The sequence below is a fragment of the Halobacillus halophilus genome (genome assembly GCF_020171985.1).
Taxonomy (GTDB): domain Bacteria; phylum Bacillota; class Bacilli; order Bacillales; family Halobacillaceae; genus Halobacillus; species Halobacillus halophilus_A.
The window spans coordinates 269,414-283,855 of record NZ_JAIVAL010000004.1; the positions used below are offsets into that span (position 1 = coordinate 269,414).

The window sequence follows — 14,442 nt, forward strand, 5'->3', positions numbered from 1 at the left end:
TCAGCAGCACTTATTCCTTTAAGGGAGGTCATTGCATAAAATGATGGACGAAGAAAATAAAAATCAAGCTAAACGAAGTTATAAACGTACAGGATTAGCATTCAGTGTGTTAGGAGCAATTATTGCTGTTTTCATAGTAACCACAGTTTTTCAATGGAAAGGCGTTTCCATAAACGTTAATACAGATAAGCCTACCGCTCAAGCTGATGAATTGAACCTGGGCGAGGCTCAAAGCGCCACTACCCAGGCAATCAATGAGGCTTCCGAAGCAGTAGTTGGCGTCAGTAAAATGAAAGAAACGCCTCAGGGAACTCAAAAAGCCGGCACAGGTTCTGGGGTCATTTACAAAAAAGATGGTGATCAAGCTTATGTCGTAACAAACCATCACGTGGTAGAACAGGCTAGCAGTCTGGAAGTTGTCATAAGCGGAGGTAAAAAGGTAGAAGCCGAACTCAAAGGCAGTGACCCCTTAACAGACCTCGCCGTTTTACAAATAGATAGCGAACATGTCAAAAAGGTTGCCGATTTAGCTAAAGCAGAAGACGTAGAGGTCGGACAAACAGCCATAGCCATAGGTAATCCGCTTGGCATGGAATTCGCAGGTTCCGCTACGAAAGGTATTGTCAGTGGTCTTGAAAGAAATATCCCTGTAGATCTTAATGGAGACCAGCAGCCAGATTGGCAAACCGAAGTTATTCAAACGGACGCAGCGATTAACCCGGGAAACAGCGGTGGTGCGCTTGTTAACCTTCAAGGTGAAGTTATAGGTATCAACTCCATGAAAATCGCTAAAGAAGAAGTCGAAGGTATTGGCTTCTCCATTCCAATGAACGTAGCTAAACCAGTCATTGAAGATCTGGAGACAAATGGTGAAGTAAAACGTCCTTATATGGGTGTATCTCTTCAAGATCTCAGCCAAGTTCCCGGATCTATACTGCAGAGAGATCTAAACCTGCCTGCTGATGTAACTAAAGGCGTTATTGTTCAGGCAGTTGCTGAGAACTCTCCTGCTCAAAAAGCAAACCTAAGTCAATACGATGTAATTACTGAGATTGATGGCAATAAAATTGATTCACTTATGGATCTGCGCCAAATTCTCTATAACGATGTAAAAGATGGCGAAACTGTTGAGCTAACCGTTTACCGAGACGGAGAACCTATGAAAGTAGATCTTAAACTTTCTTCCCAATAGTTAATAAATCCGGTGGGAGACAATTGAAGGAAGTGGACTTAGCCCGGCACTTCTGAGGTAGTCGTCGTTCTTACCACCAGGCATGCTAACTATTTTCAAAAACCATAAAAACCTCTCTCTTGTAAGGGTATCCATCGATCGCTCGTGGATACCCTTTTTTTGTTCTGATAAACACAAAAAAAACCACTAGCCTGCGGGGGTAGTGGTTTATAGGTCTTCACTGCTTCTTATTTTCTCACTCGAATTCGCACTTCTCTCATTAGCTCATCTTCACGAGCCGTGATGAATACGTCCACGATCTGACGAATAAAAAAGGGACCTTCGGGATGATACCCTCTCTTTTTCACATACTCTAATAATTCTTCATACAAGGAGGTATTCATGCTATTTCTAGTATAAAGAGTGGCATACATTCCTTCTTTTAGTATGATTGTTCGGTCAGCGTTGATTTGTGTTTCTTCTGCAATAACGCTGTATATCCCTTCATATTCAGGAGAATCTTCATCTCCAATGTTTTCCAAAGACCTTATCAATCCAATACTCCCTGCCATTGAAGGTGAAAGTCCAGCTTCATATATTCTATTTTGAATGATCGTATTCAGATCATCGTTTGTCTTAATTCTGCCTTCATTTTCAATGAGTTTTGTTTCAGAGTAATATTGAATCCTTGGCTGATTTATATAATTAGTATTCGCTGCTTGCTTTAAGGCTTGAATTTTTCTATGCAGCTGTTCATTTCTTCTGGAAAGTTCTTCAATTTTGTCACGATTCACCTTTTCCTGTCTTTTTAATCCATTTATATAATCTTCTAATGTACGTTTCTTACCTGGATCAGGCATCGCTTCGTGTTCTTCATTTGAAGAAAAGGGTTTAATAGGAATGTTATAGAATTCTGAATTATGATCTATGCTGCTTTTCTCCACAATTCCACCCCCTTTAGGTTAGTATTCTCACTCTCTACTATATCCATAAACTAGTACATTTTATACGGATTCCACCTAAAAAAACACCAAAAGTTTACAATCACTGCCCTTCACTAACTTAGCCGACCATTTTCCCTTAAATATAATCCCGGTTATATCTCAAGAGTGATAGTTACACTAAAGCTCCCGTTTGTTGAAGACTTGGTTTCGAGGTATTTGTTGAGCGGAAGGTCCTCCGGGGGACGATTTCGCTTTTCGGCCCTGCACGATGCAGGGTCGTTCGACGTTGCCACAGGACGTGGCGATCTTAGTCGAACTTCTTATATGTGCTGAGCTTCCTCGGGCTTATCAGCCCTGCGGGATCTTACCGATCATGTTCATCCCACAGGAGTCTCCATCATCCCCCTCCTGACCTTGCGATATATGGAGCTCGAAATCTTATTCGAAACGCACCGGTTTATGGTGGAGATTAACTATTAAAAATAAGCGTACATGGGTGGATAATTCCCGTTATAGAAGCATTTGCGGCAGATCCAAGCACCTCTCCACCGCCTATAGAAGGGTCCGTTTACCAGATATTGCTGGGGTGGCGGAGAAAACAGCGAGACTCCCGCGGGAGAAGGAGCTAGGCGAGACCCCACAGGGAGTGATAACGACTGAGGAGGCTTGCCAGTTCCCCCGCAGGAAAGCGAGTTGTTTCCGTAGCCATCCTTCTCTCTTTCTTAGAAACGGACCAAATATATCTCGAAACTGAGTCTTCAACTAATCGGCCCTTTAGTGCAATAAGTATTTTATGAAAAATAATCCATAACGTTTATTGAAAAGAATTAAAAAACCAACAGTCCCCCTCTCATATGAGGGGGACTGTTGGTCGATTCCTGATAATATAAACTGTGTATGCTTATAATATGGGAGAAAGCAGCCTCGCAATAGCCTCCTTGAAGCGAATCCATTTAGAGCGCGAATGATATAACTTATCCGTAAGCTCGGTAGATTCAGTTAAATCCTCATGAAAACGATCGCTTAAAGCCTTGGCAATATTCGGATGGTAAACAAAAGCGTTCGCTTCAAAATTCAAACGGAAACTCCGCACATCAATATTAGCGGTACCAACAGAAGCAATATTACCGTCTACTACAATAGTTTTGGCGTGTAAAAAGCCCTTTTGGTAAATATAGATTTTTGCGCCTGCATTAAGCATATCCCCAATATTAGAAAATGTAGCCCAATAAACAAAAGGATGATCTGGCTTATTAGGGATCATAATTCGAACATCCACACCTGAGAGTACTGCTATTCTAAGTGCATCGAGCAGACTATCATCCGGTATGAAATAAGGGGTCTGGACGTACACATACTCTTTTGCGGACAAGATCATTTTAATGTATCCGTGTTTAATCTGTTCCCATTCCGAGTCAGGTCCGCTGGATACGATCTGAACTCCTGTACTTCCCTTCGGTTCCGCCTGATAATATCGATCTTCATAAACAATGTCTTTTCTTGACGCCTGGTTCCAGTCAAGAATAAACCTGGTCTGCATGTTACTGACCGCATTCCCTTCGACCCTCAAATGGGTGTCCCTCCAGTAACCGAACCTTTTGTTAAAACCTAAATATTCATCTCCAATATTAAATCCGCCAATATAACCTATTTTTCCGTCTATTATGGCTAACTTACGATGATTACGGTAATTTATTTTCAGATTCACTTTAGGAATAAAAGAAGGAAAAAAAGATTCTACTTCAACTCCGGCGTCCCTCAGTCTTTTGACAAACTTCCTTTTAAGTAATCGAGATCCCATATCATCATACAGAAGCTTAACTTCTACATTCTCTTGAGCTTTTCGAATCAATACGTCGGCCAGGCGGGTACCTAGTTTATCGTCCCTAACAATATAATAGAGCAAGTGAATATGGTCTTGAGCACTTTCAATATCCTGAATAAGTGCGTGAAACTTTTTTTGTCCATCAGTGAATACTTCAACTTCATTATTATCTGAATAAAGGGCATCATTATTTTTTAAATGTAAGTAGATAAGATCTTCGTAAGGAACAATATCTGGATGATTGATTTCTAGTCGGTCTTCTTTTATAGCTTGCAGTTGATCCTGTACAGCGGCTAATAAACCTAAACGGCTCTTTTTATCCCAAGTAAATATTTCTTTATTGCTTAAACGTCTTCCAAAAATTAAATAAAATATAAATCCTGCTATAGGTAAAAACAAAAGCACCATCAACCATGCCCAAGTGGCACTTGCATCCCTACGCTCTAAAAAGATGATGGCTAAAGCCAAGAGTACGTTTAAACCTAATATAATACTTAAAATATACGGGATAATATTCACCTGGTTCACCACCTTTTCCCTAAAAAACCATTGCTAATCAACTATATCATATTTGGATTTATTCACTATATAAAAAAGAGATATGCCGATCATACTCTAAGCATATCTCTTTTCCCAGTGTATCCACATTAATTTTTCATTAAAATGCCCGCTTGCCATAAAGCCTCTTCAGCTTCATCTAGAGCTTCCCTGCTATCTGCTGAAATTGTGTGGGTATGAATGCCATCGGTCAATTCTAGCAAGAATGAAGCATTTGTAGATTGAACCTCGTCAATAAATTTCTTAACATCACGCCGATTTGAAATTCTAAGCTGAGCCGTTAAATCTCCGTAGATGGGGTGCTCTACTACGACTTCGTATACATGCACTCCATGATCTACAAGAATATTAAGTTCTTCTTCTGTTTGCTCTGCGTTATGCTGACATACGATTGTCCTTTGATAAGCGAGACTTTCTTTGTTATCGGTCATATACATGTAGCCCTGACTCGTGGCTACTATTGGTTCATTCCTTGCTTTAAGTAATGAAACGTCCCCTACTATAACTTGTCTTGTAACGTTCATCTCTTCAGCAAGAGAACTACCCGTGATTGGATCATTTGTCTGCTTCAACAAGGACAAAATGTGCTCTCTTCTCTCACTTGCTTTCATTTTCTTAGAGGATGGGCTCATATAGACGGCTCCTTCATGCAATCTTCGTTTTCTTATTGTAGCATAAGTTAAACTTTCACTGGTAGAGCTTCAAAATTATGAAATTTTAAAGCCGCTAAGCTTCCATTGTTCAATAGAAAAGCTGCTTTCTCCAAGTGAAGTGAAGAGAATATCTTCCTCTTCAGGCTGAGGAAAGATCCTGGAAGTGAAAACTTCCTCTCCATTATTTACAAAGATTTCAAGAGAAGACTGATCAATAAATAAATGTAGATTCCTTAGTCCTTGTGGAAGCTCTACACGGCGGAATTCCGTCTTTTCCTTATTTTCTAGATGCGGTCTGGATAAGGTAAGAATTCCATCTTTATAACTAATAGCTGCATACTGAAATAATTCAACAGCAAATTGATCCTCAATCTGTTCAAATTCGAGATTCAGTTCTGTTGCTCTTCCTCCAATACCTCGCACAGCTTTTTGATCATTTTCAATCGTAATGGAAGCATGAATAAGAGCAGGCCCTCTCATTTCCTTCAGTTCATTAACTGGTTTCTGGATAATTTGCTCCCCGTTCCAAGTCAATTCCCTCGGTAGTGTTAAACAATGAACCCACTGCTTCTCTACGGTAGGATGTGCCTGCTCATACTGGTCAGGGACACCCATCCAGCCAATTAGAATTCTTCGGCCCTGCTCATCCATAGTTGTCTGAGGAGCATAGAATTCAAAACCACGGTCCAGCTCACGGAAAGGACCATGTTCAAGCTTAGGCTTTTCATAATTAAGTTTCCCAGCAAAATATCCACTCTGATACGTGTTGGCGTAGTGCATTCCTTCCTCTTCCAGGCCTTGAGGTGAAACCATTAATATATCCTGGTCTTCAAGCTCAAAGATGTCGGGGCACTCCCACATAAAACCGAATTCACCAAGGTTGTTTTCCAAACTTCCTGTAACAGAGCCAAGGTACTTCCAGTCGTATAAATTTTCTGATTGGAATAAGACGGCTTTTCCTTGGAGGTCTTTACTTTGAGCTCCTATTACCATATACCAGTGCTCGCCATTCTTCCAAACTTTAGGATCTCTGAAATGAGCGGTATAGCCTTCGGGAAGCTCAGCAATTACTCCCTGCTTTTCAAAATTCACCCCATCATCGGATACGGCCAGACATTGATAAGTTTCACGGTTTCCTTCCTCATCCTTTACATTCCCTGTATAGAATAAATATAGACGACCATTATGAGAAATGGCACTACCTGAATAGACACCATTTTTGTCATACCAGTCAGAAGGAGTTAAAGCTATATCTTCATGTACCCAGTTAACAAAGTCTTTCGATGTGTAATGACCCCAGAATTTCGCTCCGTGTCCTGTATCAAAAGGCATCCACTGATAGAATAAATGATACGTTCCCTTCCATTGCACAAACCCGTTTGGGTCATTCAGAAGCCCAACCGGCGGCATGTGATGGAAGAGAAGCCGGTATGGATCAGACTCTACTTCTTCTTTATACTTATCTATTTCTTCTGCTGCTGCCTGGCGCAGTTCCTGATCTCTTTCAGCCATCAAAAAATCCTCCTAATTCAAATAATCCTCAACTTCTTGTTTTGTAGGTAAGGCGGTCATTGCCCCTTTTGTTGAAGCAGCTAAAGCTCCTGATACGCTTGCAAAACGAGTGATGTCTTCCAGTTCTTTTAACGACAGCTTATCAACCGTACCATGTTCACTCAGTTGGTATAACAATCCCGACACAAAAGCATCTCCTGCTCCTGTCGTATCTACCGCTTCAACCTTCATGGCAGGCACCTGAGTATGACCTTCCCCTGTATAAACGTGACTTCCAAGTGCCCCAAGAGTTACATAAAGGACAGGAATATGATACTTTTGTAATTTTTGCACGCCCATTTCAATATCAGATTCTCCAGTTAGAAACTCCAGTTCTTCTTCCGATATTTTAACAAGGTCTGCTTCACCCATCATCGAAAGAATAGTGTCTCTAGCTTTTTCTTCTGAATCCCATAACCCCAGTCGCAGATTAGGATCATAAGAAACCATCAATCCTTTTTCTCTCGCCTTCTTTACCGCAGTTTTCGTTGCTGTTTTGGAAGGTTCATCTATCATGGAAATCGAACCAAAGTGAAGCACATTGTGGTTCTCAAAAATTGCTTCATCTACTTCCGACTCTTCAAGAAAACGATCAGCACTCGGATTGATATAAAAATCAAAGCTGCGTTCGCCTGACTGGTCCAGTGTAACAAAAACGACGCCCGTACGCGTATCTTGTGTTAAATACATATATTCTGTACTCACCCCATAATCACTCAGGGTCTTTTTCAGAAACTTACCCAGTACATCTTCTCCTACTTTACCTAGAAATGAAGATCTAGCTCCTAAACGAGCGAGTCCAACCGCTACGTTTGCAGGAGCTCCTCCTGGACTCTTTTGAAAGTTAATATTTTCATTATCCAGTGGTATAAAGTCTATTAAAGCTTCCCCTAGAGTAATAACACCTTTATTCAAAATAAGCACGCCCTTTCTGTATATAAAAAAGACCAGGTTCTTCCATTCACTCCCCTGATCCAATCTTTTAATTATTATACCTTTAATTCTCCCCTTCTTTCCATTCTCTCATCGATAAATTCAAGTATATACAAAAAAACCTAAAGCAAATGGCTTTAGGTTTTTGTCGGATTGTTTATTTTGTTTGAAGTGTTGCTATTTTTGTTTCTCCTGCACTAGCCGTGTCAGAATAAGCTGGATCAAAGCTCTCAACTGCATCATCAAAGTTCGTAATAATTACGGGAGTGATAGAACTTTTGGCTTTCTCCTCTACGAGTTGAGGGTCAAATGTAATGAGGTGATCCCCGGCATTCACTTTGTCACCCGTTTTCACGTGACCTTCGAACCCTTCACCTTCCATACTAACGGTTTCCAGACCAATATGAACTAATACTTCTACACCTGATTTCGTTTTAATTCCAACGGCGTGATTTGTAGGGAAGATTTGTACGATCTCTCCGCTGATTGGGCTGACTACTTTTCCATCTGTGGGCTGAATCGCCACACCATCGCCCATCATGCGCTGACTGAAAACGGGGTCATCAACTTCATCTAAAGAAACGACTTTTCCGTTCAATGGAGCCACTAATTCTTCTTCTACACTTTTTTTACCAAATAAATTCTTTAACAATATCTTCACCCTTCCTTTACCGAATAAAAATACTTTCTCATTATACAAGTGGTAGTCTACTAATGAAAGTGAAGCTAATTGTACTTTTCCCTAGATTAATATCGATAAACTCATCATTGAACTTTCATCAAAAAAAGCTTTGTAAATCTTTATTCTAATAAGCGACCTATTAAACTAAAGGGCCGTACAGTGGAAGACTCAGTTTCGAGACAACTCGGGTCCGTTACGATATGCGGAGAAGGGCTGGTGGGGAAATAGCTCGTCTTGTTCTATCACCCAGACACTCGAGACATAAGCCGTTCATCAACGGACGGAAAGACCACCGGCCTTTTGATGCTCGGCTTATGCTGGTCGTGTCTTGCGGGGTGATGCCACATTTGAACACTTTCCTATGGCCCTACACGACGTAGGGTCGATCGACCCTGCGTCGTGCAGGGCCGGAAAGCGAAATCGTCCTCCGCAGAACCTTCCGCTCAACAAATGTCTCGAAATCAAGTCTTCAACAAAAGGGAGATTAATTGGAAGATCAACTGGGGATTTAAAACAAAAAAAGAAACGGAGTATTACGTCCGTTTCTTTTTTCCTGCTCCTGCATTCAGGGCCTGTTCTAAGTCCTCCCAAATGTCGTCTACTGATTCAAGGCCTACAGATAATCGAATGAGATTATCTCCAATCCCCATCTTCTTCCTTTCTTCTTCGGGAACCACCGCGTGTGTCATCGATGCAGGGTGTTGAATAAGCGTTTCTGCATCTCCGAGGCTTACCGCAATTTTAATCAATTTTAATTGATCCATAACATGTTGGGCTTCCTCTTTCCCACCTTCAATATCAAAAGCAAGCACCCCTCCACCATCCGACATTTGTCCCTTTAAATTAGGACTTTCAATATCCGGATAATAAACTTCATTCACTAAAGGGTGGTGACTTAAATATTTAGCTATCTTTCCCGCGCTTGAGCTATGCCGGTCTAAACGGATATGGAGCGTCTTTAACCCTCTTATTAAAAGCCAGGCATCGAATGGAGAAAGTACACCTCCTATATCCTTCTGTTCATTCATTGCTAATTCATCCATAAAGTCCTTTTTTCCTATAACAAGCCCGGCAATTACGTCTCCGTGACCACCTATATATTTGGTAGCACTGTGAATAACGATATCACATCCTAACTCCAAAGGTCGTTGTAAGTAAGGTGTGCAAAAAGTGTTATCCACCACCACCGGTATATTATACTCTCCGGCTACTTTAGCAACCATCCGTAAATCAATGACTTTCATTGTTGGATTAATAGGAGTCTCTATAAATATGCATGCGGTAGAGTCAGTAATTCTATTTCTGAGCTCCTCTTCTGTCTCCATAAAGCTGAAATCATGCTGAATATTATATTTTTCTTTAAGTGTTGTCAGTAAACCATATGTGCATCCATATAGACCATTGGAACATAGAATATGGTCATTGGCTTTCGTTAAGGCAATAAGAACGGCAGAAACAGCTGCCATACCAGACGCAAAAGCCAATCCCTTTTCCCCTCCCTCTAGCACTGCCATTCTCTCTTCCAAAGCTTTTACAGTAGGATTTCCCAGTCTGCTGTAAATATAACCCTCTTCTTCTCCTGAAAAGCGGCGCTCCCCCTCTGAAGCGTTCTGAAATGAAAAAGTGGATGTTTGAAATATAGGCATGGATAAGCTTCTTAAGAACTCATCGGAATGCTTGCCTCCATGAATCATAGAGGTCTCCATACGTTTATCTTTTCTATTCACTTTTACTCCCCCTATTCCTTCAACTAATGCCCCTTAATATTGTAAGCGTTTTCAATTAATTCTAACAAAAAGGAAGGTGTTTCGCCCTCCTTCTTAATTACTATATTTCTAATTACCCAAATGGGTGTTCATTTTATAACTTTGTCCGTTTCGTTGTCAGAAAAGTGTTCTTGATATAATCGATCTGCCCATGCGATAGCCTGGCCATATATTTCAAATATTTCACTAAAGTCAATTCCTAATTCCTCCAGTGAACGATCAAGAATATCGAATTCAGCTGTTTCCATGGCTATCGCTATATCCAGTATCCTTCTGTATAAATTCCGGTCTCCGTTCAATGCATCTTTTATTTCTACATCAAGTGGCAGCGATTGAATAGCTTCTGAAGTGGTCTGCTTCGTTCCTACATCCACTAGTGACATAAATCCCGTTAAGAAACATCCATCTGATAGGAGGCCAGAACGCAGCTTAATTGCAACCTGCTCACACATCTTAGCCCGAAGCAGACTCGTCTTGACCAGAAACTGAGAAGCGCTGGAAGCCGCCCTTTCCGTTTGTTCGATGGAAAGCACGTACATCCATTTTTTTAATGCATCAGTCCCTAGAAGCATTACAGCCTGTTTAATGGACTGGATAGGAACATGAGAATGCTCGTGATTGGAAGAGTTGATCAGCCGTAACAATTTATAAGTTAGAGCCAGATCCTGCTCTAAGATATCAACCACTTTTTCTACATCTACTTCTCTGCCTGAGACAGATAGTTCCTCAATAATTTGAAAATATGTCGCTGTAAAAAAAGGAATATCTACTCCTGAAACGACCACCGGCTTACTATAATAATACCCTTGAAAGAGTTTGAACCCCTCCAGAACACAAGCCTGATGTTCTTCTCTCGTCTCTACTTTTTCAGCCAGCAGAGTAAGATCATATGCTTTAGCTAAAGAGATGATTTCTGTACGAAGTTTTGCAGGTACCGCTCGTATATCTACCTTAATAATATCTATGTATTGAAGCAGATGTGGATTGGAAAGCTGTTCCAGGGATATAACATCGTCCAGAGCAATCGTATATCCTTTTTCTTTTAAATCACGGCATTCTCCGATAAGGTCCTCAGAAAAGCGAACATCTTCCAGAATCTCTACAATTAGCTGGCCAGAGTTAAAATGCTTTGGAATCTGGTCTAAAAGTAATTTTTCCGTAAAATTTATAAAACAAGGTTTATTTTGGGAAAGTCGATCCAACCCTATCGTTAGGAAGCTGTTTACTAAGACCTCTGTGGTTGCTCGACTGGCATCGATCGCAGTGAACTGATTCACGTGACTGTCTCGGTATAAAAGTTCATAAGCATACACTTCTTCGTTCAAATTCAAGATTGGCTGCCGTGCCACGAAAACCTCCATCTGCTTTCTTCCCTTCTTCAACACTTGAGAACACTAGGTTAAGTATACTACACCACTTCTTCCATTGTCATAACGGTATGGGAAAAAATACATGAAATGCGACAAGAAGGAAACAATGAGATTAAAGACTTCTTCAGGAGGGACAACATGGATAAACAACAATGGACAAAGCCCCAGCCAATGTGGATGGAAGATACATCACTGCCTTCGTTCGATGAATTAAAAGAAGATACGTCTACAGATGTCGCTGTTATTGGCGGAGGCATTACTGGAATTACAACAGCTTATTTATTAGCTAAACAAGGGAAGCAAGTTATATTACTCGATTCTGATCACTTATTAAATGGAACAACAGGCCACACCACAGCTAAAGTAACCGCTCAGCATGGGTTAATATATTATGAATTAATGAAGCATTTCGGCAGTGAGGAAGCCTCTCTATACTATCAAGCTCAGATGAACGCATTTTCCTTAATTGAAGAATTGATTCAAAAATATGACATCTCCTGTGATTGGAAAAAAGAAGACGCGCTATTATATGCTACTACTCATAAGGGAGCACTTAAGCTTGATCAGGAATACGAAGCTTACAGAAAAATTGGTATTGAAGGATCCCTAATTGAATCCCTTCCTTTTGATGTTGAAGCAAAAAAAGCGCTTGTTATGCATAATCAGGCGCGCTTTCACCCTCTAAAATACTTATCCGCTTTAGTAGATGAGTTTATCAAGATGGGTGGAGAAATCTACGAAAATACAAAAGCCACTGATCTTAAAGAAGGATCCAAGCTTGAAATATACACGGGGTCTGGGGCAACCGTTACCTGTGATAAAGCCGTATCCTGCAGTCACTTCCCTTTCTACGACGGAAAAGGATTTTATTTCAGCCGAATGTACGCAGAACGTTCTTACCTTATGGCTATTGAACCCGAACGTGAAATACCTGATGGCATGTATCTTTCTGTTGATGAACCAAAACGCACCATTCGTACAGCAGAATACAACGGCAAACCCATTTTGCTTGTCGGAGGAGAAAGCCACAAAACAGGAATGGGAGTAAATACATCCTTTCACTATAATGCGATTGAGGAATTTGCTGCTCAAACCTTTGGAATTAAGAAGAAATTATTCCAATGGTCTGCCCAGGATTTGACGACGCTTGATAAAGTTCCTTATATTGGACCAATCACTCGGCGGAACGATCGTGTTTTTATAGCTACCGGGTTTAGAAAATGGGGCATGACGAATGGAACCCTTGCCGCTCAGCTTATTTCTCAATCTGTTGCAGGAGAGGATTCGCTTTTTCACTCTTTGTTCAAACCATCCCGGTTTAAAACGGATCCTAGTATGAAACAATTTCTTTCCCAAAATTTTGATGTCGCTGTTCATCTGGTAGAAGGAAAACTTGAGCTTGTCGCAGACCGTCCTCAAAATTTGAAAAAAGGTGAAGGATTAGTTGTGCAATGGAAAGGCGAGCGAGCGGGAGCTTTTAAAGATGAAGAAGATCAAATACACCTTCTGGATACTACCTGCACACACATGGGGTGCGAAGTGGAATGGAATGATGCGGAACGTACTTGGGACTGTCCGTGCCACGGTTCGAGGTTCTCGTTTGATGGTACAGTTGTAGAAGGCCCGGCTGACCAGCCACTTATGAAGATCGCTTTTCCTTACCCTGAACAACAGCAAATCACATCTGATGAGATAAATGCAGAAGAAGAACAACCGGATCAGCTATAACGTCAAAGCGCTGCCTGAGAATAGGCAGCGCTTTTCTATTTTTCCAGCATAAAGGGTGATATACTATACGAGTTGGAAAAGTTTATCAATTCCGCCTGGAATACTCACAGAAAGGATCAATTCTGTATGATCAGCGATCAAAAATTAGGAATTATTTATACAGCAGGTGCTTATATTTTATGGGGGTTCCTCCCCGTCTACTGGAAACTGATTCAACAGATTCCAGCCTTTGAGATTCTTGCCCACAGGATTGTATGGTCTTTTGTTTTTATGGCATTTTTAGTTATCGTCATAAATAAATGGAAGCCATTTATGAAAGAGCTTCGTGCCATCGTAAATAATAAAATCCGTTTAATTGGTATAACACTCGCTTCCATAACCATCAGCATAAATTGGGTCACCTACATATGGGCAGTAAATACCGATCATGTCGTTGAAGCCAGTCTCGGTTATTATATTAATCCGCTTGTCAGCATTCTTCTCGGAATGATTGTATTAAAAGAGACCTTTTCAAGAGCTCAATGGCTTGCTTTCTTTCTTGCTGGATGCGGTGTATTGTTTATGACCATTAACTTTGGTTCTGTGCCCTGGATTGCACTACTGCTTGCCTTCAGTTTTGGTTCTTACGGGTTACTAAAAAAGCTGGTACCTCTTAACGCTATGTATGGATTAACCATTGAAACGCTTATTGTGTCACCTGTTGCGCTTATCTATCTCTTAGGTCAGCAAAGCGGTCATTGGATGCAGATAGACTGGCTTTCTCTTACTACAGTCCTTGTCTTCGGAGCTGGAATTGTCACCGCAATCCCTTTGTTACTGTTCTCGGCAGGAGCCAAGCGGATTCCGCTTTCCATGGTTGGTTTTCTGCAGTATTTTGCCCCGACCATCATGCTGATTATTGGGGTTTTTCTATACAACGAGCCATTTACAGAAGTTCATGCTATATCGTTCACCCTTATATGGGCCGGTCTTGCCGTTTACACCGTAACTCGAATGAAACGTCTAAAAAAATATGAAGCAAAAGCGAGTTAGTGAAAGGCTTTGTTATAGTCTATTGTTGATTTTTCATAACGCTTATTACGCAATAGGGCCGGTTTGTTGAAGACTCAGTTTCGAGATATTGTGTGGAGAAAGGGGCTCCAGGGAACGGCTCGCTTTCCGCGGGCATGTGCTGAGCTTCCTCGGGCTTAACAGCCCTGCGGGATCTCACCGATCATGTTCATCCCGCAGGAGTCTTCACCGTTCCCTTCCGCCCCTTTAC

Annotated in this window: 11 protein-coding genes; 3 read left to right on the plus strand and 8 right to left on the minus strand. The window is 41.1% G+C overall.

Annotated features, from left to right (window positions below; translation table 11 throughout):
• Positions 1–40 precede the first annotated feature (40 nt).
• Positions 41–1,192 carry a S1C family serine protease gene (locus LCM11_RS09795; RefSeq protein ID WP_224894059.1) on the plus strand — a complete coding sequence of 384 codons (1,152 nt, stop codon included), beginning with the start codon at positions 41–43 and terminating at the stop codon, positions 1,190–1,192.
• 227 nt (positions 1,193–1,419) lie between these two features.
• Here LCM11_RS09795 and LCM11_RS09800 read toward each other — a convergent pair whose 3' ends face one another.
• From LCM11_RS09800 to LCM11_RS09835, 8 genes are all read right to left on the minus strand, one after another.
• Positions 1,420–2,115 carry a hypothetical protein gene (locus LCM11_RS09800; RefSeq protein WP_224894060.1) on the minus strand — a complete coding sequence of 232 codons (696 nt, stop codon included), beginning with the start codon at positions 2,113–2,115 and terminating at the stop codon, positions 1,420–1,422.
• Positions 2,116–3,016: 901 nt separating this feature from the next.
• Entirely contained in the window at positions 3,017–4,459 is a 1,443-nt protein-coding gene (gene cls, locus LCM11_RS09805) for a cardiolipin synthase (RefSeq protein WP_224894061.1), read from the minus strand.
• 128 nt (positions 4,460–4,587) lie between these two features.
• The gene (locus LCM11_RS09810) at positions 4,588–5,130 is read right to left on the minus strand and encodes a transcription repressor NadR (protein ID WP_224894062.1); all 543 of its coding nucleotides are present in this window, start codon (positions 5,128–5,130) and stop codon (positions 4,588–4,590) included.
• A gap of 75 nt (positions 5,131–5,205) precedes the next feature.
• Positions 5,206–6,663, minus strand: a complete 1,458-nt coding sequence (locus LCM11_RS09815; protein WP_224894063.1) for a glycoside hydrolase family 32 protein — start codon at positions 6,661–6,663, stop codon at positions 5,206–5,208.
• Positions 6,664–6,675: 12 nt separating this feature from the next.
• The gene (locus LCM11_RS09820) at positions 6,676–7,617 is read right to left on the minus strand and encodes an aminoimidazole riboside kinase (RefSeq protein WP_224894064.1); all 942 of its coding nucleotides are present in this window, start codon (positions 7,615–7,617) and stop codon (positions 6,676–6,678) included.
• A gap of 175 nt (positions 7,618–7,792) precedes the next feature.
• On the minus strand, positions 7,793–8,287 hold the full coding sequence (locus LCM11_RS09825) for a PTS glucose transporter subunit IIA (RefSeq protein WP_224894065.1): 495 nt from the start codon (positions 8,285–8,287) through the stop codon (positions 7,793–7,795).
• 563 nt (positions 8,288–8,850) lie between these two features.
• On the minus strand, positions 8,851–10,044 hold the full coding sequence (gene megL / locus LCM11_RS09830; RefSeq protein WP_224894066.1) for a methionine gamma-lyase: 1,194 nt from the start codon (positions 10,042–10,044) through the stop codon (positions 8,851–8,853).
• Positions 10,045–10,172: 128 nt separating this feature from the next.
• Positions 10,173–11,444 carry an EAL and HDOD domain-containing protein gene (locus LCM11_RS09835; RefSeq protein ID WP_224894067.1) on the minus strand — a complete coding sequence of 424 codons (1,272 nt, stop codon included), beginning with the start codon at positions 11,442–11,444 and terminating at the stop codon, positions 10,173–10,175.
• Positions 11,445–11,591: 147 nt separating this feature from the next.
• Here LCM11_RS09835 and LCM11_RS09840 point away from each other — a divergent pair, with 147 nt between their 5' ends.
• Both LCM11_RS09840 and rarD read left to right on the plus strand, forming a co-directional pair.
• The gene (locus tag LCM11_RS09840; RefSeq protein WP_224894068.1) at positions 11,592–13,181 is read left to right on the plus strand and encodes an FAD-dependent oxidoreductase; all 1,590 of its coding nucleotides are present in this window, start codon (positions 11,592–11,594) and stop codon (positions 13,179–13,181) included.
• 126 nt (positions 13,182–13,307) lie between these two features.
• On the plus strand, positions 13,308–14,213 hold the full coding sequence (rarD, locus tag LCM11_RS09845) for an EamA family transporter RarD (RefSeq protein ID WP_224894069.1): 906 nt from the start codon (positions 13,308–13,310) through the stop codon (positions 14,211–14,213).
• The last annotated feature ends 229 nt before the right edge of the window (positions 14,214–14,442 follow it).